The 18,812-nt window shown below is 70.6% G+C and carries 17 protein-coding genes and 1 pseudogene; 9 read left to right on the top strand and 9 right to left on the bottom strand.

Annotated elements, in window-relative coordinates; all coding sequences use genetic code 11:
- Positions 1–35 precede the first annotated feature (35 nt).
- From HOQ08_RS04270 to HOQ08_RS04255, 4 genes and pseudogenes are all read left to right on the top strand, one after another.
- Positions 36–713, top strand: a pseudogene (locus tag HOQ08_RS04270) (GMC family oxidoreductase N-terminal domain-containing protein); the annotation flags it as partial.
- A 171-nt stretch (positions 714–884) separates the two neighbouring features.
- Positions 885–1,484 (top strand): GMC oxidoreductase, encoded by a 600-nt coding sequence (locus HOQ08_RS04265; protein WP_343203812.1) that lies wholly within the window; start codon positions 885–887, stop codon positions 1,482–1,484.
- A 158-nt stretch (positions 1,485–1,642) separates the two neighbouring features.
- Positions 1,643–2,092 (top strand): GNAT family N-acetyltransferase, encoded by a 450-nt coding sequence (locus tag HOQ08_RS04260; RefSeq protein ID WP_291191994.1) that lies wholly within the window; start codon positions 1,643–1,645, stop codon positions 2,090–2,092.
- 77 nt (positions 2,093–2,169) lie between these two features.
- A complete protein-coding gene (locus tag HOQ08_RS04255; RefSeq protein ID WP_291191992.1) occupies positions 2,170–2,742 on the top strand; it encodes a Maf family protein in 573 nt (190 codons plus the stop codon).
- Positions 2,743–2,829: 87 nt separating this feature from the next.
- On the opposite strand, the gene HOQ08_RS04250 is transcribed toward HOQ08_RS04255, so the two are convergent.
- Complete coding sequence (locus tag HOQ08_RS04250; RefSeq protein ID WP_291191990.1) at positions 2,830–3,627, bottom strand: type II CAAX endopeptidase family protein; 798 nt, start codon at positions 3,625–3,627, stop codon at positions 2,830–2,832.
- Positions 3,628–3,713: 86 nt separating this feature from the next.
- Positions 3,714–4,109, bottom strand: a complete 396-nt coding sequence (locus HOQ08_RS04245; protein WP_291191998.1) for an MAPEG family protein — start codon at positions 4,107–4,109, stop codon at positions 3,714–3,716.
- A 112-nt stretch (positions 4,110–4,221) separates the two neighbouring features.
- Here HOQ08_RS04245 and HOQ08_RS04240 point away from each other — a divergent pair, with 112 nt between their 5' ends.
- Both HOQ08_RS04240 and HOQ08_RS04235 read left to right on the top strand, forming a co-directional pair.
- On the top strand, positions 4,222–5,079 hold the full coding sequence (locus HOQ08_RS04240) for a neutral zinc metallopeptidase (RefSeq protein WP_291191988.1): 858 nt from the start codon (positions 4,222–4,224) through the stop codon (positions 5,077–5,079).
- Positions 5,080–5,257: 178 nt separating this feature from the next.
- Complete coding sequence (locus tag HOQ08_RS04235; RefSeq protein ID WP_291191986.1) at positions 5,258–5,635, top strand: YkgJ family cysteine cluster protein; 378 nt, start codon at positions 5,258–5,260, stop codon at positions 5,633–5,635.
- Between the two features lie 183 nt (positions 5,636–5,818).
- On the opposite strand, the gene HOQ08_RS04230 is transcribed toward HOQ08_RS04235, so the two are convergent.
- From HOQ08_RS04230 to HOQ08_RS04215, 4 genes are all read right to left on the bottom strand, one after another.
- On the bottom strand, positions 5,819–6,256 hold the full coding sequence (locus HOQ08_RS04230) for a hypothetical protein (protein WP_291191984.1): 438 nt from the start codon (positions 6,254–6,256) through the stop codon (positions 5,819–5,821).
- A 124-nt stretch (positions 6,257–6,380) separates the two neighbouring features.
- Positions 6,381–7,973, bottom strand: coding sequence for a hypothetical protein (locus HOQ08_RS04225; RefSeq protein WP_291191982.1), 1,593 nt, complete (start codon positions 7,971–7,973; stop codon positions 6,381–6,383).
- A gap of 201 nt (positions 7,974–8,174) precedes the next feature.
- Entirely contained in the window at positions 8,175–8,972 is a 798-nt protein-coding gene (locus HOQ08_RS04220; RefSeq protein ID WP_291191980.1) for a class III extradiol ring-cleavage dioxygenase, read from the bottom strand.
- A 36-nt stretch (positions 8,973–9,008) separates the two neighbouring features.
- Positions 9,009–10,643 carry a tetratricopeptide repeat-containing sulfotransferase family protein gene (locus HOQ08_RS04215; protein WP_291191978.1) on the bottom strand — a complete coding sequence of 545 codons (1,635 nt, stop codon included), beginning with the start codon at positions 10,641–10,643 and terminating at the stop codon, positions 9,009–9,011.
- Between the two features lie 139 nt (positions 10,644–10,782).
- On the opposite strand from HOQ08_RS04215, the gene cysD reads away from it, so the two are divergent.
- The gene (cysD, locus tag HOQ08_RS04210; RefSeq protein WP_291191976.1) at positions 10,783–11,685 is read left to right on the top strand and encodes a sulfate adenylyltransferase subunit CysD; all 903 of its coding nucleotides are present in this window, start codon (positions 10,783–10,785) and stop codon (positions 11,683–11,685) included.
- 11 nt (positions 11,686–11,696) lie between these two features.
- Positions 11,697–13,514 carry an adenylyl-sulfate kinase gene (gene cysC, locus HOQ08_RS04205; protein ID WP_291191974.1) on the top strand — a complete coding sequence of 606 codons (1,818 nt, stop codon included), beginning with the start codon at positions 11,697–11,699 and terminating at the stop codon, positions 13,512–13,514.
- A 170-nt stretch (positions 13,515–13,684) separates the two neighbouring features.
- Here cysC and HOQ08_RS04200 read toward each other — a convergent pair whose 3' ends face one another.
- Positions 13,685–15,529: a DEAD/DEAH box helicase gene (locus HOQ08_RS04200; protein ID WP_291191972.1), complete on the bottom strand. Its 1,845-nt coding sequence runs from the start codon at positions 15,527–15,529 to the stop codon at positions 13,685–13,687.
- A 150-nt stretch (positions 15,530–15,679) separates the two neighbouring features.
- Between HOQ08_RS04200 and fghA the strand changes: the two genes are divergently transcribed.
- Positions 15,680–16,525 carry an S-formylglutathione hydrolase gene (gene fghA, locus HOQ08_RS04195; RefSeq protein WP_291191970.1) on the top strand — a complete coding sequence of 282 codons (846 nt, stop codon included), beginning with the start codon at positions 15,680–15,682 and terminating at the stop codon, positions 16,523–16,525.
- Between the two features lie 48 nt (positions 16,526–16,573).
- Here fghA and HOQ08_RS04190 read toward each other — a convergent pair whose 3' ends face one another.
- Both HOQ08_RS04190 and HOQ08_RS04185 read right to left on the bottom strand, forming a co-directional pair.
- Entirely contained in the window at positions 16,574–17,914 is a 1,341-nt protein-coding gene (locus HOQ08_RS04190) for a DEAD/DEAH box helicase (protein ID WP_291191968.1), read from the bottom strand.
- A gap of 156 nt (positions 17,915–18,070) precedes the next feature.
- Positions 18,071–18,712 carry a class I SAM-dependent methyltransferase gene (locus HOQ08_RS04185; RefSeq protein WP_291191996.1) on the bottom strand — a complete coding sequence of 214 codons (642 nt, stop codon included), beginning with the start codon at positions 18,710–18,712 and terminating at the stop codon, positions 18,071–18,073.
- Positions 18,713–18,812: the final 100 nt, after the last annotated feature.

Below are 18,812 nucleotides of genomic sequence, written 5' to 3'. Positions count from 1 at the left end.
AAACCGGCCCGGCCGCGCCGTCCTGGCTGAGCCGCGTGCCGCTGGGCATCGCCGCCCTGGTGCCGCTGCGCGGCCGCCACAACTACGCCTACCAGACCGTGCCGCAGGCGCAGCTCGATGGTCGCTGCGGCTACGTGCCGCGCGGGCGTGGCGTCGGCGGCAGCAGCCTGATCAACGCGATGATCTGCACCCGCGGCCAGCCGCAGGACTACGACGACTGGGCGGCCACGGGCTGCTCCGGCTGGGCCTGGCGCGACGTGCTCCCGGTGTTCCGCCGCATCGAGGACAACGCGCGCGGCGCGGACGACTGGCACGGCACCGGCGGCCCGTTGGCGGTGAGCGACCTGCGCTCGCCCAGCCCGCTCAGCCGCGCCTTCGTCTAGGCCGCCGTGCAATGCGGCTACTCGCGCAACGATGACTTCAACGGGCCGCGACAGGAAGGCGTGGGCCTGTACCAGGTGTACCAGAAGGACGGGCGCCGCCTCGACGCCGGGCGGGCCTACCTGGGCGACGGCCGGGCGTGGCCCAACCTGCGGGTGCTGGCCGGCCGGCCGGCGCAGCGCATCCTGTTCGAAGGGCGTCGCGCGAGCGGCGTGCTGGTCGGCGGGCGCAGGCTGCTGGTGCGGCGCGAGGTGGTCGTGTGCGCCGGCGCGATCGGCTCGCCGCAACTGCTGATGCTCTCGGGCATCGGGCCGGCCGCGCACCTGCGCGAGCTGGGCCTGCCCGTGCTGCACGACGCGCCCGACGTGGGCGAACACCTGCAGGACCACGTCGACTACACCACCAACCTGCGCGTGCGTGCGCCCGGGCTGATCGGCACCAACCCGGCAACCATCGTGCGCATCGCCCGCAGCATCGGCGCATTCCGCGTGCGCGGCGAAGGCATGCTCACCAGCAATGCCGCCGAGGCGGGCGGATTCATCAGGAGCCGCGCGGAGCTGGATCGGCCGGACCTGCAGCTGCACTTCTGCATCGGCATGGTCGACGACCACAATCGCCGCATGCACCTGTCCAGCGGCATGGCGCTGCACGTCTGCGTGCTCCGGCCGGCCAGCCGCGGCCGCGTGCGCCTGGCCAGTAGCGACGTAGACGACGCGCCGCTGATCGATCCCGGCTTCCTGTCCGCGCCGCAGGACATGGCGCTGTTGCTGGAAGGCGCGCGCATCGCGCAGCGCATCCTCGGTGCGCCGGCCCTTGCTGCCTATCGGGGACGACGCCTGCATGGCAGCGGCACGGAGGACGACGACGGGCTGCGCGCGCTGATCCGCGCGCATGCCGACACCATCTACCATCCGGTCGGCACCTGCCGCATGGGCGCCGACGCGCGTGCGGTGGTCGATCCGCGGCTGCGCGTGCGGGGCGTCGATGGATTGCGCGTGGCCGATGCGTCGATCATGCCGGCGCTGATCAGCGGCAACACCCAGGCGCCCGCGGCGATGATCGGCGAGCGTGCGGCGGCCTTCGTCCTCGACGACCGGGATTGAGCCCAATACTTTGCGGGTGCGATCGTTTGCCTGCGATCACCAGCCTTCGCGGGTGACCGGAAGACCTACGGCCCGACGGCAACGCCCTCGCGCCGCGTCTTGTGCGCCGCCGCGCGGGCCGATACGTTCGCGTTTCCCATCCTGCTCCGGAGCGCCCCATGCCCTTCCAGGTCCGCCAGGCCACGGTCCACGATCTCGATACGCTGGCGCCGCTGTTCGACGGCTATCGGCAGTTCTACGGCAAACCGTCCGATCTCGAGGGGGCGCGCGCCTTCCTGGGAGCGCGCTTCGCCCACCAGCAATCGCTGATCCTGCTGGCTTGCGATGCGCAGGGCAGGGCGATGGGCTTCACCCAGCTCTACCCGCTGTTCTCCTCGGTACGGATGGTGCGCACCTGGCTGCTGAACGACCTGTTCGTCGCCGCGCCGGCGCGCCGGCAGGGCGTGGCTGCCGCCTTGCTGCGCGAAGCGGCTGCGCATGCGCGCGCGATGGGCGCGGCCAGCCTGTCGCTCTCCACCGCGCTGGACAATGCGCCGGCGCAGGCGCTCTACGAGTCGCTGGGCTGGCAGCGCGACCGGCAGTTCTGCGAGTACGCACTCACGCTCTGACCGATGGCGGCGGCGGGCCGGGCAAGGCCGCATGCCCGTGCCGCTATGCTGGGGCCTTCCTCCGGCCAAGCCACGCCATGCTCTACCTTGCCTCGCAGTCCCCCCGCCGCCGCGAGTTGCTGCAGCAGCTCGGCTTCGCTCCCGCCGTGCTGCACGTGGACGTGCCCGAGGTGCGTGGCGCAGGCGAATCGCCGCAGGATTACGTCAGCCGCGTCGCGCGCGACAAGGCGCAGGCCGGGCTGGCCTCGCTGCAAAGGGCCGCGGGTGCGGTCGTGCTCGGCTCCGACACCGAGGTGGTGCTTGACGATGAGGTGTTCGGCAAGCCAGCCGACGCGGCGCAGGCAACCGCCATGCTGCGGCGCCTGTCCGGCCGCACCCATGGGGTGATCTCGGCGGTATGGGGCGTGAGCGGCACGCAGGCACGCTGCGAGCTGTGCGTTTCCCGCGTGCGCTTCGCGGTGCTGGACGAGCCCGCCATCGCCGCCTACGTCACCACCGGCGAACCCTTCGGCAAGGCGGGCGCCTATGCGATCCAGGGACGCGGCGCAACGCTGGTGGAGCACCTCGAAGGAAGCTATTCCGGCGTGATGGGGCTGCCTCTTTTCGAAACCGCGAGGCTGCTGAGCGGGTTCGGCATCGTGCCGGGCTGAGCGCGGGCCGCGGCCGGCCGCGCCGCATGAACTTCAGCGGCAAACGACTTCCGCGGATGCCTGGTCGAACTCCCCATCGATGGTCCTTCAACCGAAGGCGGAGGAGGCGACGAACCAGGCCGTCACCGCCAGCAGGTTGTTCACGCCGTGGGCCACGACGGCCGGCCACAGCGATCCCGAGCGCAGGCGCAGCCAGGCGAGCGCCGCGGCGAGCAGCGCGAGGTTGGGTACGGCGTACCAGAGGAAGCCCAGGTCGGGCAGGTGCACGCAGGCGAACAGCAGCGAGCTGACGGCGATCGCCCAGCCCGCGTGCATGCGCCGCAGCAGCGCCGAGAGCAGGGCGCCGCGGAACAGCAGTTCCTCCACCAGCGGCCCCAGGCTGACGACCACCAGCGCCATCGGCAGGCGCAGCGCCAGCGAGGCGGCGCCGCCGATCTGCTTGACGTCCTGGGTGACCTCGTGGCCGTGGGCGAGCCAGCGGGTCAGCCAGCCGCCGGCGATTGGCAGGGCCAGGCCGAGCAGCACGGCGGCCAGGTAGAACAGCGGCCGGCCGGGCCGGGTCAGCCCCAGGCCGGGTGGCGCGCCGTGCGACCAGGCAGCGGGCCATAGCCGGCGCACCAGAACGACGGTCACCGCCGCGGCCAGCAGCAGGGTCAGGATCACCATCAGCGCATTGGCGTCGGGTTGCGCGAGCACCGCCCTGATCCGCGCCGCCACGCCCGACGGCCCGGTGCCGGAGAGGCCCAGGGCGAAGCCCAGCCCGAGCCCCACCAGCCCGCTGGCCAGGAACTGCAGCGCGAAGTACAGGACGATCATGCCGATGGCGCTGCCCAGGTGCGGCAGGCGCGCATCGTGCAGCGAAGGGTGGAGGGGGCGGGAGGACATCGGCCGAAGGCGGACCTGCATGGAAGGGGCGGAGCTGCGGCCACGCCGACCGTGCGCGCGGGCACGGTCGGCGGTTCCGGCGGTGGTCAGCCGGCGAACATGGCCCGGCCGAGGCCGAGCGCGGCCATGACCAGCGTCGTGGCCCATCCGATCATGCCCAGCGCGAAGCCGCCGCCGCGCCTGCGGGCTTCCTTCAGGTAGGCCAGCGCGTACCAGATCCGGCCGGCCAGCCAGACCAGCCCGGCGATGCCGGCCCAGAACGCGAAGCCGTAGTTCGCCGCCAGCCACAGCGTCGGCAGGAACAGCACCACCGCCTCGAGCGTGTTCATCTGCACGCGGAAGGCGCGCTCGAATGCCGGGTGGCCACCGGTCGCCGGCGCAGCGATGCCATAGCGATCGCGTGCCTGGCCCACCGCGAAGGCAGTGCCGAACATCAGCAGTACGGCGAACAAGGTGACGAGGGCGGGCAGGTGCTGGGTCATGGCGTCGATCGCGGTGGTGGGATGCCTACTGTAGCGGCTGTGCACGCGCGGGAGACGGTCCGGCGGTATGCTCGCGCGATCGCGCAATGACGCATGGCCAAGGGTGTGCGGCATGGACTGGCAGAAGGGCGAGCGCAGCCAGAACGTGGAGATCGACAGCGGCCGCGGAGGCGGCGGCGGTTTTGGCGGCGGCCGTGGGCTGGGCGTGGGCGGCCTGATCGTGCTGGCGATCCTGGGCTGGGTGTTCTTCAAGGATCCGACCGCGCTGCTGGACCAGGGCACGCAGGTCGGCCAGAACGCGCCGTCCGGGCAGCCGGCCCAGGTCGATCCGCAGCAGCGCGATTTCGTCAGCGCCATCCTGGGCTCCACCGAAAAGACCTGGGGCGACATCTTTGCCGCCAGCGGGCGCCAGTACGTCCAGCCCAGGTTGGACCTGTTCAGCCGCGGCGTCCGCACCGCCTGCGGCGCGGCGTCCACCGCGGTCGGGCCGTTCTATTGCCCGGGCGACCAGAAGATCTACCTGGACCTTTCCTTTTTCCGGGAACTGCAGGACCGCTTCGGCGCCGCCGGCGACTTTGCCCGCGCCTACGTGATCGCCCACGAGGTGGGCCACCACGTGCAGCAGCAACTGGGCGTGTTCGACCAGGTGCAGCAGGCACGCGAGCGCGGCGCGCCCATGGAGGGCGCCGATGGCCTGTCGGTGCGCCAGGAGCTGCAGGCCGACTGCTTTGCCGGCGTGTGGGCCAACCGCAGCGAGCAGCGCCTGCACTGGCTGCAGCCGGGCGACGTGGAGGAGGCGTTGAACGCCGCCAGCAAGATCGGCGACGACACGCTGCAGCGCGAGGCGCAGGGCACCGTGGTGCCCGATTCCTTCACCCACGGCACGTCGGCACAGCGGGTGAAGTGGTTCAAGACCGGGCTGGCGAGCGGACAGGTGTCCAGCTGCAACACGTTCGCAGGAACGCCGTGACTCGCGCCCGATCCTTTTCCTGTACGACGCGGAAGAACTGAGAAGGGTGCAGGCCGGGGCGTGCCAAACACTCGCACGCAGCCGCGGTCGTGGGACGGCGACGCATCTTCCACCCGCCGCCGCCGCGGCCTAGAATCCGCGCTCTGCGCGCCTCGGGGTGCGCCGTGCCTTCCATCCCATGGTTCATCCCTGCCTGCGTTGCGGCGCCTGCTGCGCCTACTTCCGCATCGCCTTCCACTGGTCCGAGACCGATCCCTCCCTGGGCGGCACGGTGCCGGTCGAACTCACCGAAAAGCTCGACCCGCACCGGGTCGTCATGCGCGGCACGCAATCGAAGCAGCCGCGCTGCGTCGCCCTCAAGGGCACCATCGGCGAGGCGGCGTACTGCGGCATCCACCCGATCAAGCCCTCGGTGTGCCGCGAAGTGGAACCGTCCTGGGAATTCGGCCGGCACAGTCCCCAGTGCGACAAGGGCCGCATCGCCCACGGCCTGAAGCCGCTGGTGCCGGAAGACTGGCTCGATCCCTCACATGACGGTTCGCCACAGGCGCCGTAGGGCGCTTGACCGCTGGCGTTGGCCAAGCCTGCGCCAGCGACAGGTCGACCGCGTGCCGGCGCCAAGCTTGCGCGGCGACGATGCCGCGGCCGCACGCCGGCGCAAGGCCTCGCTGGGAGCTCACATGCAGCCGGGACTTGGGCGCGGCGACCTGCAGTGTGGCGGCAACCGCGCCGGTAGGCCCTAACGTGAGGAAGCGATGAAGCTGTTGGGCGCGTAGAGGATCCATTCGTCCTCGCGTCCGTCGAGCACGAGGCGCGCGTTGAACGCGACGCAACTGTGGTCGGGGCATGGGCTTGCGGCGTCGGCGCCAGCGGGCGACGCGCCCAGCAGGGCGTAGTCGTGCGTGCTGTTGATCTCGCGGCAGAACTCGGGCGGGCCGTTGCCGGTGATCCTGATCACCACGGGCTTGGCGTAATAGCTCCGGTGATCGAGCACCTGCAGCTTGAATTCCTCGTGGGTGCAGGCCCAGGCACCGGGCCTGAAGCTCACCGAAGTTGCCCGCGGTGGCGGCGCGAGCCGGGCCTCCTCGGCCAGGTCAGGCATGGTGGCGTTGCCGCCGTAGCGCCAGAGCATCAGTCCGCCGAATATCATCAGCCCCACCAGCGTGTGCCTGAGCATGGCCTTCCCCGTGCGATCCCGTCCTGGACCGGCCGGCAGGCTGGCATGCGGATGGGGGCGGGTCAATCGGCGGAGCAGGCGCCGGTGAGCGGCCGGCCGCACGAAGCGGCCGGCCGCGGGCGGCTTACTGGCAGCCGGGGAACTTGAACGACGCGATGCGCGTGTTCCAGTTGAACGAGCCTGTCTGTTGCAGGTATTCGGTGGTGTACCAGAAGGTGCAGTCGTCCACCGGGTCGATGGTCATCGCACTGTAGTCGCCCCAGCGGCTGAGGTTGTTGCCGCTTTGCGAACCGTTGCCCTCGATGATGCTGTTCTCCGCCTGCATCGTGCTCAGCGGATCGGTCGCCAGGCGGCCGGTATAGCGGATCGCCGGGTGGATCGCGCTGCTGGAAACGCTGTAGCCCAGCGCCATGTCGCCCAGCTTGTCCATCGCCACCGAGCCCATCCAGCGGTAGCTGGTATCGGGCGAGAAGGTCGCCTGCTGGTAGACCTGCGGCGTGCCGGCGGGATTGCGGATCTCATACCAGCGCACGCCGGTGTAGGCGTTGCTGCGCTTGGTGCCGACCCTGACCGAATGGCTCACCACCAACGACTCGTGGCCGGTGAAGTTGCGGTAGGCCAGCCGGAACATCAGCCGGTCGCCGAGCGAATCGAGCTTGGTGCTGCTGCCGTACTGCGGGACGCAGGCGCCGCCGCCGCAGGCGGCCGCGAAGGAGGCCACCGGGATGTTGGTCGGGCCGGCGAGCGTGGTGTTGGCGCTGTTGCTCCAGTCGACGTGGAACTTCCACAGGTTCAGCGAGCTGCTGCCGAAGTTCATCATGTAATTGGGCGAGCCGGCCGGCGGCGCGGTGCTGCCGTCCAGGTCGGCCGGCAGCACGCCGCCGTAGCTGGTGGAGAGCTGGAAGCACTGCTGCGTGGCCGCCAGGCCGCTCAGCATCGCGCTGCGGTCGTAGGCGCACAGCTTGGCTCCGGCGAACGTGTTGCCGTTGAACATGTTGAAGGTTTCGTAATAGCCGTCCGGCCACACGCCCATCTTCGGGTAGTCCGGGAACACGCTGCCGTAGGGGAAGGCATAGCGGTGCCAGGCGCCGGTGGCGTCGCTGGTGGCCGATACCGCCACGCACTGGTAGTACGGTGCGGCGGTGACGGCGAACTGCGAGACGACCCAGCGGTTGGCCGCCTTGTCGTACACGACGACCGCGTCGCCGTCGTTGTCGGTCTCGCACGGGCCGCCGAAGCCGGACCAAAGAGTGTTGGTCGCCACCGGTCCGTACACCACCGCCTTGGTGGTCTTGTCGAACACGGCAAAACCGCTGTTGACGATCTGGAAGTACTGGGTGGCGCCGACCGCGCCGTTGGTGTCCGGCGGCGCGCTGTTCACCTGGAACGTACCCTGCGGGCCGGAAAAGCCCTGGCCCACGCCGTCGAAGCCCGCACCCAGCGCCGGTGCGAACGCGGAACTGCCGAACTGCTGCAAGGCGCCGTCGGTCTGGTTGCCGGGGCCGTCGATGAACGGCAGCGGATGCAGCGGGTGGGCGTGCGGGTTCTTCTGGAAATCGTCCGGCCGAGGCATCGTGCCGCGCAGCGAATGCAGCGTGTCGTGATGCACGGCGGGTGTGACCTGCGGGCCGTCGGCAGCGGATGCCGAGGTGGTTCCGAGCAGGCTCAGAGCGGCGCCCAGCGCAAGGCTGAGGCCCGTCCATTTGCAAGCTGACATGGTATTCCCTCCACGAAGTGAGATGGGGAATCGACGCCGGGCGGTCCGCCGGATGCGGACGGCCACGGCATCGACTCCGATGCGCTCCGTCGTCACAGGAATTTCATCCCTGATGCCCCCTCTGCGGCGGAACCTGCCAGTCATAGCGCGCCGCCGCGCGGCTTTCCATTGGAAAAATAGGAAGTAAACGGTCCGCAGTGCTCAATCCGGCCGATTGCCCTCGAAGCGGTAGATGTCCATCGCAAGAATGCCGTGGTCGATGCCGGCGTCGATGCGCTGCGCGCAGGGCTGCGCGCCGGCGGCGCCCAGGGCCACGAACAGCGGCAGCAGGTGTTCGTCGGTGGGATGCGCGCGCTGCGCGAAGGGTGCCTGGCGGCGGTAGTCGAGCAGCGCATCGACGTCGCCGGCGGCCAGGCGGTCTTCGATCCATGCGATGAAGGGGCGCACGTACGGCGCCTCGCGCTCCGCGCCATAGCCCATGCGCAGGTCGCCCAGATTGTGCGTGATGCTGCCCGATCCGATCACCAGCACGCCCTCGTGGCGCAGCGGCGCCAGCGCCCGGCCGATCGCCAGGTGATGCGCAGGATCTTGCGCATGCTGGATCGAGATCGGCACTACGGGAATGTCCGCGTCGGGATAGAGCAGCCGCAGCGGCACCCAGGCGCCGTGGTCCAGGCCGCGCTGCGGGTCGAGCGAGGGGTCCAGATGCGCCTGCGCCAGCAGATCCATGACGCGCCCGGCCAGCGTCGGCGCGCCCGGGGCGGGATAGCGGACCTCGTAAAGCGCCGGCGGGAAGCCGAAGAAGTCGTGCATCGTTTCCGGTTGCGCCGCACCGCCCACCTGCGGCCGGGCGCCGAGCCAGTGCGCGGTGGCGATCACGATCGCCTGCGGCCGCGGCATTTCCGCGGCCAACCCGGCGAGGCGCTCGCGCACGAGCCCGGGCTGCAGCGCGGTCATCGGCGAACCGTGGGAAATGTAGAGGCTGGGCAAGGTCGTCATGCGGCGAGGGCTGTGCCGGATGGATCGGAGCGCAGCCTACACCCCACCCTGCCGGGGCGTACCGGCCAGGGGGCGGCCCAGGCCCAGCCGCAATGGATCGAGCAGGCGGCCGTAGCGTTCCGCGCGCGCGGTGTCGCGACTGAGCGGCTGGCGCACCTGCGCGGCGCTGGGCGTGCGCACGGCACGCTCAGCGCGGTGGAAATCCAGGCAGGCCGCATCGAAGGGCAGGCCACAGAAGGCGAGCAGGGCGCGGATCTCGCCCTGCGGGTCCTCCTGCAGGGCCTCGTAGCGCTGGGTACGGATGCGTGCCGGAGCGGCGGCCTGCCAACGGTCCATCGCCGCTTCGTAGTCGCGCACGTAGGCGGCGAGGTCGGTCAGCGTGCAGGCGAAATGCGGCAGCCGGTAGAACTGCTGCTTGAAGCACGACCAGCCCGCCTCCAGCGCATCGCGGCGCACGTCGACGATGCGCGCGCCCGGCAGCATCGCGGCCAGCACGCCGGCGTAAAGCCAATTCTCCGGCAGCTTGTCGGTGAAGCGCGGGCGCCGCCGGCGCCAGCGCGCAGTGCGTTCAAGGTAATGCTGGCCCAGGCGCTGCCAATCCTGCGCACCGGCCGCCGGCACCCAGCGCGGGAAGGGCTGGCCGCGGCGGGCCGATTCCTCCGCCAGCACCTCGCCCAGGTCGGGCAGCTCGCTGGCCCCCTCCACCTGCGGATGCGCGGCGAGGATCTGTTCGAACAGGGTGGAGCCCGAACGCGGCAGGCCGACGATGAAGATCGCTTCCTCGCCCAACGCAGGGTCGAGCGGTGGCGGCAGCTTCGCGCCGGCGGCGGTCACCGCTTCGACGACGGCGTGGAAATCTGCCGCATTCCACGGCGCCAGAGCGCGCTGTCGCGCGTTGGCGTTGCTCAATGCGGCGAAGGCCTCGGCATAGCGACCCTGGTCCTCGTTCACCTTGCCGAGCGCGAAACCCATGGCGATGCGATCCGCCTCGGCGACGTCACCACGCCCGAGCAGTGTGGCCAGCCGCTCGCGGTCGCCTTCGGACAACGGCCGCGTCTTCATGTTGGCCAGTCCGCGCCAGGCGTCGCCGCAGGCCGGATGCACGGCGAGTGCGGCACGGTAGCGGCGGTCGGCTTCGTCGAAGCGGCCCAGGTGCACCAGCGCGTCGCCCAGCAGCACGTGCGCAGGCAGCAGCGCAGGCTCCAGCGCGCAGGCGTGCTCCAGTGCTTCGATCGCCGGCTCGGTAAAGCCCAGGGCCTGCAGGTTGCGGCCGAGGTTGAACCAGCCCATCGCGTACTGTGGCGCCAGCATGCAGGCGCGACGCCAGCACGCCAGCGCGATCTCGATGTTGCCGGCGGCGCTTTCGGCGTTGCCCAGATCGGTCAGCAGCAGCGGATCCTCCGGCCAGACCTGCAGCGCGCGGACCAGCACTTCGCGCGCCGCGTCGTAGTGCCGCCCGCGGGTGTGCAGGATGCCGAGCAGGCGCAGCGCCTCGGGATGCTCCTGCGCCTCGGCCAGCACCGCACCGAGCCGTTCCTGCGCGGCGGCCAGCGCGCCATCGCGGATCGCCCGGGCGGCCGCTTCCATGGGCCGCAGCTGCTCGGGCGGCAGGCCGGCGGTGCGCGCGGCCAGGTCGGTCGGAGGCTCGGGGCGGCGCCAGAAGACGGACATGCGGAATCTCGCCGGATGGAACGTGCATGGTACGTCCATGGCGGGCGCGGGAGAGCCCGGACCTGCGCCGGTACGCCGGACCGGCGCAGGTCTGCTAGCGTGTGCGTTCGCCCCCGCGGATCAGGAACCCGTACGCCCCATGCAAGGCTTGTCCCACCTCGACGATCTGGAAGCGGAAAGCATCCAGATCCTGCGTGAAGTGTTCGCCTGTTTCCGCCGCCCGGTGATGCTCTATTCCATCGGCAAGGACTCCACCGTGCTGCTGCACCTGCTGCGCAAGGCCAGCCGCCCGGCGCGCCCGCCGCTGCCGCTGCTGCACGTGGACACCACCTGGAAGTTCCGCGAGATGATCGCCTTCCGCGACCGCGTGGCCGCCGAGGGCGACGTCGAGATGCTGGTGCACATCAACCAGGATGGCGTGCGCCAGGGCATCTCGCCGCTGACCCATGGTTCGGCCGTCCATACCGACGTGATGAAGACGCAGGGCCTCAAGCAGGCGCTGGACCGCTACCGCTTCGACGCCGCCATCGGCGGCGCGCGGCGCGACGAGGAGAAGTCGCGCGCCAAGGAGCGCGTGTTCTCCTTCCGCAGCGCGCAGCATCGCTGGGATCCCAAGCAGCAGCGGCCCGAGCTCTGGCAGGCGTGGAACACGCGCATCCGCGAAGGCGAGAGCGTGCGCGTGTTCCCGCTGTCCAACTGGACCGAGCTGGACGTGTGGGAATACATCCGCCGCGAGCAGATCGACGTGGTGCCGCTGTACTTTGCCAAGGAGCGGCCGGTAGTGATGCGCGACGGCGCCTTGATCATGGTCGACGACGAGCGCTTCGTGCTGCGCGAAGGCGAGCGCATCGAGCAGCGCCGGGTGCGCTTCCGCACGCTGGGCTGCTATCCGCTCACCGGGGCGATCGAGTCGCAGGCCGATTCGCTGGACGCGATCATCGAGGAGATGCGCGCCTCGCGCAGCTCCGAGCGTCAGGGCCGCATCATCGACCACGACGGCGCGAGCTCGATGGAGAAAAAGAAGCAGGAGGGCTACTTCTGATGGCCGCCGGCATGCTTCGCTTCATCACCTGCGGCAGCGTGGACGACGGCAAGAGCACGCTGCTGGGCCGGCTGCTGTACGACGCCGGCATGCTCGCCGACGACCAGCTCGAGGCGCTGCGCCGCGACAGCCACAAGCGCGGCGGGGAGGCGCTGGATTTCGCGCTGGTCACCGACGGGCTGGACGCCGAGCGCGAGCAGGGCATCACCATCGACGTGGCCTGGCGTTATTTCCACACCGCGCGGCGCAGCTTCATCGTCGGCGACTGCCCGGGCCACGAGCAGTACACGCGCAACATGGCCACCGGCGCCTCGCAGGTGGACCTGGCGGTGGTGCTGGTCGACGCGCGCAAGGGCCTGCTGCCGCAGACGCGGCGGCACACCTACATTTGCGCCTTGCTCGGCATCCGCCGCGTGATCCTGGCGGTGAACAAGATGGACCTGGTCGGGCTCGATGCGGACGTCTATGCGTCCATTGTCGAGCCCTACCGCGCGCTGGCGGCCTCGCTGGGCATAGAGTCGGTCAGCGCGCTGCCGGTGGTGGCGCCCGATGGCGACAACGTGGGGCTGCGCTCGGAGCGCATGCCCTGGTACCAAGGCCCCAGCCTGATCGAGCTGCTGGAGACGCTGGATGTGGAGGTCGCGCCGGCGGCGCGGTTCCGACTGCCGGTGCAGTGGGTCAACCGTCCCGACCAGAGCTTCCGCGGCTACGCGGGCACCGTCTGCGGCGGCCGCGTGGCAGTGGGCGACGAGGTGCTGGTGCAGCCCGGTGGCAGGCAGGCGCGCGTCGAGCGCATCGTCGGGCCGTCGGCGGATCTCGCCGACGCTGTCGCCGGGCAGGCCATCACGCTGTGCCTGGACCGCGAGCTCGACATCAGCCGCGGCGACGTGATCGCCGCCGCCGCGCAGCCGGCGCCGATCGCCGACCAGTTCGGCTGTCACCTGGTCTGGTTCGGCGACGCGCCGCTGCTGCCCAACCGCAGCTACCTGCTGCGGCTGGGCACCGCGACGGTCAACGCACGCGTGACCGCGATCAAGCACAAGGTCGACGTCAACACGCAGGCGCCGCTGGCTGCGCGGCGCCTGGAACTCAACGAGGTCGGCTACTGCAACATCGACCTGGACCGGCCGCTGGCCTTCGAACGCTATGCCGACGACCGCACGCTGGGCGGCTTCATCCTGATCGATCGCCAGAGCAACGCCACGGTCGCCTGCGGCATGCTCGACTTCGCGCTGCATCGCGCGGCGAACATCCACTGGCAGCACACCGACGTGGACAAGTCCACGCGCGCACTGGCCAAGGGGCAGCAGCCGCTGTGCCTGTGGTTCACCGGCCTCTCCGGCGCCGGCAAGTCGACCATCGCCAACCTGGTCGAGCGTCGCCTGGCCGCGCAGGGCTACCACACCTACCTGCTGGACGGCGACAACCTGCGCCTGGGGCTCAACGTGGACCTAGGGTTCACCGCCGAGGCGCGCGTGGAAAACGTGCGCCGCGTCGCCGAGGTGGGGCAGCTGATGGTCGACGCCGGGCTGGTGGTGCTGGTGTGCGTGATCTCGCCGTTCGCCAGCGAGCGCGAGTTCGCGCGAGGGCGCTTCGCCGAGGGCGAGTTCGTCGAGGTGTTCGTGGACACGCCGCTGGCCGAGTGCGAGCAGCGCGATCCCAAGGGGCTCTACGCCAAGGCGCGCGCCGGGCAGATCAGCAACTTCACCGGCATCGATTCGCCCTACGAGCGGCCGACGGCGCCGGAATTGCACCTGCATGCCGAAGGCCAGCGCGCGGAGCAGTTGGCCGAGCAGGTGCTGGCGTATCTGCAGGGGCGGTTGGGGTAGCAGGGCGCCATGGCGCTTCGACTCCGCTTGCTGCGCAAGCTTCGCTCAGCGGGAACGGTAAGGGATGCTCGGCAAACAAGCCAGCGCTCCAGAAACCGTTCACCTTGAGCGTAGGCCGTAGGCCGAAGTCGAAGGGTCAGCCGGCGACATCGGACGGGGCGAGCCGCGATCTACTTCCGCCGCGGCGGCTTGCCGCCCGGCCTCGGCTTGAACCCGCCTGGCCGTGGCCGACGCGGCGGTGCCTCGCCCGCCGGTTCCTCGGCGCCGTCCCACTCGCTGATGTGCAGCTGCTGCTGGCTGACCCAGACCTTCTTGAGGTGTTCGAACACCTCCTTGGGCATGCCTTCGGGCAGGTCGATCAGGCTGTAGTCGCCGCGGATGCTGACGCGGCCGATGAACTGGCTCTCCAGGCCGGCCTCGTTGGCGATCGCGCCGACGATGTTGCCCGGCTTGACGCCGTGCTCGTGGCCGACCTCGATGCGGTAGGTGCGCTTGCCCGGCTCCGGTGCGTTGTGCGGGCGGGGCGGGCGTGCATCGAAGCCGCGCGGCTCCCGCGGCTTGCGTTCGTGCGGCGGGCGACGGTCGCCGTCGCGCTCGCGCGGTTCGCGGGCCGCCTGCTCGCGTGGTGCGGACTCACGCCGCTCGTACTCGCGCTTCGGCGGCGGGGTCAGCAGCAGCGGGCGGTCGCCCTGGGCGATGCGTGCGAGCGCGGCGGCGATCTCCAGCGTCGGCACGTTGTGCTCCTGCTCGTACTGCTCGATCAGTTGCTGGAATGGCTTGAGGTCGTTCTGCGCCAGCGTGTCGGAGATGCGTTGCTTGAAGCGCGCGATGCGCACGTCGTTGACCGCCTCGACGGTGGGCAGCTTCATCTCCTCGATCGGCTGGCGCGTGGCGCGCTCGATCGCGCGCAGCATGCCCTTCTCGCGCGGCGTGACGAAGAGGATGGCCTCGCCGCTGCGCCCCGCGCGGCCGGTGCGGCCGATGCGGTGCACGTAGCTTTCGGTGTCGTAGGGGATGTCGTAGTTGAACACGTGGCTGATGCGCTCGACGTCCAGGCCACGCGCGGCCACGTCGGTGGCGACCAGGATGTCCAGCTTGCCGTCCTTCAGCTGCTGGATCACCCGCTCGCGCTGCGGCTGGGCGATGTCGCCGTTGATGGCGGCGGCGGCCAGGCCGCGCGCGGTCAGCTTCTCGGCCAGCTCCTCGGTGGCCTGCTTGGTGCGCGCGAAGATGATCATCGCGTCGAACGGCTCGGCCTCCAGGATGCGGGTCAGCGCGTCGAGCTTGTGCATGCCGCTGACGAACCAGTAGCGCTGGCGGATGTTGGCCGCGGTGGTGGTGGCCGCCTTGATGGTGACCTCGACCGGTTCCTTCAGGTGGCGCTGCGCGATCTTGCGGATGGGCGCGGGCATGGTGGCGGAGAACAGCGCGACCTGGCGGGTCGGAGGCGTGGCCTCCAGCACCTTCTCGACATCGTCGATGAAGCCCATGCGCAGCATCTCGTCGGCCTCGTCGAGCACCAGGTACTTGAGCTCGGACAGGTCCAGCGTGCTCTTGTCCATGTGGTCGATCACGCGGCCGGGCGTGCCCACCACGACATGCACGCCGCGGCGCAACGCGTGCAGCTGCGGGCCGTAGCTCTGCCCGCCGTAGATCGGCAGCACCTGGAAGCCGGGGATGTGCGCGGCATAGCGCTGGAACGCCTCGGCCACCTGGATGGCCAGTTCGCGCGTGGGCGCCAGCACCAGCGCCTGCGGCTTGCCGGGCTTCGCCTCGATGCGCGAGAGGATCGGCAGCGCGAACGCGGCGGTCTTGCCGGTACCGGTCTGGGCTTGGCCGAGCACGTCGCGGCCTTCGAGCAGCGGCGGGATGGTGGCGGCCTGGATGGGCGAAGGCGATTCGTAGCCGACGTCGGCGAGCGCCTGCTGGACTTCGGGGCGCAGCGCGAGCGCGGCAAAACCGGCCGGCGCCGGATCGCGCTCGGCCGGCGTGGGACCAGAAACGGGGGATGGCATGGGAACCTCGATAAGGGCAGCGGCGAGCGGAGCGGCGCCGCGCGGGCGCGGCATTCTAGCAGGCTGGCTGCCGGCGCGTCGGCGCGAAGTACAGGAGGCGTGGGCAGCCCGTGGTTATGATCGTGCGTTGACCGGACGGCAAGAGCAGGCATGGCGACGATCGAGACGCTTTCCCAGCAGCGCTGCCATGGCGGCACGCAGGGCTTCTACCGGCATGACTCGCGGGCCTGCGGCGGCCCGATGCGTTTCGCGTTGTACCTGCCGCCGCAGGCTGCGCGTCAGCCGTGCCCGGTGTTGTATTTCCTCGCTGGTCTGACCTGCACCGAGGAGACGGCCACCATCAAGGCCGGCGCACAGCGGCTTGCTGCGGAGCTCGGGCTCGCGCTGGTCATGCCGGACACCAGCCCGCGCGATACCGGCTTCGACGGGGCTACCGGGGATTGGGAGTTCGGCGAGGGCGCGGGCTTCTACCTGGACGCCACGCAAGCGCCGTGGTCCTCGCGCTTCCGCATGCGCAGCTACGTGGCGGAGGAACTGCCGGCACTGCTGGCGGCGCACTTCCCGGTGGATGTGGAGCGCTCCGGCGTGTGCGGCCACTCCATGGGCGGGCATGGCGCGCTCACCCTCGCGCTGACGTACCCGCAGCGCTACCGCTCGGTTTCGGCGTTCGCGCCCATCGTGGCGCCTTCGCAGGTGCCATGGGGACAAAAGGCGTTCGCGCGCTATCTCGGCGACGATCCATGCGGGTGGGAAGACTACGACGCCTGCGCGCTGGTGGCGCGGCAGGCGTTTGCGGGCACGATCCTGATCGACCAGGGCCAGGCCGATCGCTTCCTTGCGGAGCAGCTACGGCCGCAGTTGTTCGAGCAGGCCTGCGCGGCGGCCGGTCAGCCGCTGGTGCTGCGCCGGCAGCCTGGCTACGACCACAGTTACTGGTTCGTCAACACGTTCGTCGAAGACCACCTGCGGCATCACGCGCGGGCGTTGGGCCTGTAGCTTTCGCCGGCAACGGAGCGGAGCGCAATCGCGTCCTGCCGCGAGCCGTCAGCCGCGCGTTTCGGGCCGCGTCGCGCCGCCCGGACGCTGGCGCCGGCGACCGTTGCGGCCGGCGTTGGCCTGGCTGCGGTTCGATCCGCCCGCGTTGTGGCCGCCGCCGTTGCCGTTGCCGTGGCCGGCATGCCCATGGCGCGGCGCCCGCGGCTGGCGCTGGCCCTGTACCGGACGCGGCGCGCCGGCATCGAGCCGCAACGGCGCCGAAGGCTCGAAGCCCTGCACGCTGGTGATCGCGATCTCCTGCTTGAGCAGCTTGCGGATGTCGCGCAGCAGGCCCGATTCCTCGTGGCTGACCAGCGACACGGCCAGTCCCTCGGCGCCGGCGCGGCCGGTGCGGCCGATGCGGTGCACGTAGTCCTCGGCGACCATCGGCAGGTCGTGGTTGATCACCATCGGCAGCTGGTCGATGTCGATGCCGCGGGCGGCGATGTCGGTGGCCACCAGCACGGTGACGCGGCCGCTCTTGAAGTCGCCCAGCGCCTTGGTGCGCGCGTTCTGGCTCTTGTTGCCGTGGATCGCCGCGGCGCGCATGCCCGATGCTTCCAGGAACTTCACCAGCTTGTCGGCGCCGTGCTTGGTGCGGCTGAACACCAGGCTCTGGCGGCGGCTGTCCTGCGACAGCACGTGCAGCAGCAGGTCTCGCTTGCGCGAGGCATCGACCGGATGGACGTGATGGCTGACCAGCGGCGCCACGGTGTTCGGCGGCGTCACCGACACCTCGTGCGGATCGCGCATGAACTGCATCGCCAGCGCCTTGATCGGCTCGGCGAAGGTGGCCGAGAACAGCAGCGTCTGGCGCTGCCTGGGCAACGCGCCGAGGATGCGCTTGATCGCGGGCAGGAAGCCCATGTCGAGCATGCGGTCGGCCTCGTCCAGCACCAGCACCTCGACGCCGGACAGGTCCACCGAGCGCTGCTGCATGTGGTCGATCAGGCGGCCGGGCGTGGCGATCACCACGTCCACGCCGCGGCGCAGCGCCTGCATCTGCGGACCCATGCCGACGCCGCCGAAGATGGTGGTGCTGGTGACCCGCAGGTGCTTGCCGTAGTCGCGCAGGTTGTCGTGCACCTGGGCGGCCAGTTCGCGCGTCGGGGTGAGCACCAGCGCGCGCGGACGGCGGGTCTGCGTGGCACCGGCGCCGGACAGGCGCTGCAGCAGCGGCAGCGCGAAGGCAGCGGTCTTGCCGGTGCCGGTCTGGGCGGCGGCCAGCAGGTCATGGCCCTGGAGCACCAGCGGGATGGCGCCGGCCTGGATCGGGGTCGGCTGCGCATAGCCCTGTTCGGCAAGCGCGCGCAGCAACGCGGGCGCAAGGCCCAGCGATTCGAAAGACATCAGAACACTCCTGTGCAACCCGGAGCGTTCTTCAGAACCGTGTTGCGATCGATAGGGGAAAGGGGCGGTTGAGAGCCGCAACGGCGGGGAGCCGCCGCGAAAGTATAGCACGCGTGAAATCCGCCCCCACCCGCGCCACCGCCGGTATCCCTCCGATCAGCCAGGCCGCCGCGCCACGATCAGATAGCTGTTGAACGGCGTGCGGCCCCACAACGGCGTGAGCGTGGTGGCGAGGCCGGCGCGCTCGAGCGGCGCGGTGATCTCCTGCGCGGTCGGATAATGGTCGGCGCCCACGCGCATCCAGCCGGTGGCATGCAGCACGTGTTCCTCCAGCACGGTGGCGTGGAAGCGCCAGTGCTTGGCGCGCAGCACGCTGCGGATCATCAGTTGCGCGCCGGGCGCAACGTGGCCGGCCAGCTGGGTGAGCAGCGCGGGCTGGCGCGCGGCCGGCAGGTAATGCAGCACGTCGAGCAGGCAGACGTGGCCGCGGAAGTCCGGCAGGTCGGCAACGTCCGCGCAGCGCAGGTCCAGCGCATCGCCGATCGAGGCGGCGGCGTGCCGGCCGGCGGCGATCTTGCGCTCGTCGTGGTCGATGCCGAGGTAGCCGTGCAGTACGCCGCAACCGTGCAGGTAGTGACCCAGCAGGCCCATGCCGCAACCGACATCGAGCAACGGGAAGGGCGGTGATTCCTGCAGCAGGCGCGCCACCCCTGCGTAGACGGGGTCGCCGGCCAGCTTGCCACGCACGTACTGGCGCTGGTTGAAGCGGGGGAAGCGGGCGGTCAGCGTGGCGCGCATCGAGCGCCCGAGACGATGGCGCGGGCGCACCGTCAAGGCGCGACGCCGGATCGGGCGGCGACGGCCGCCGCCGTGCAGCGCAACCTGCGTCGAAGGAACG

Source organism: Frateuria sp., from assembly GCF_013362045.1.
GTDB lineage: Bacteria > Pseudomonadota > Gammaproteobacteria > Xanthomonadales > Rhodanobacteraceae > Frateuria_A.
This window is presented reverse-complemented; position numbering and strand designations above follow the sequence as displayed.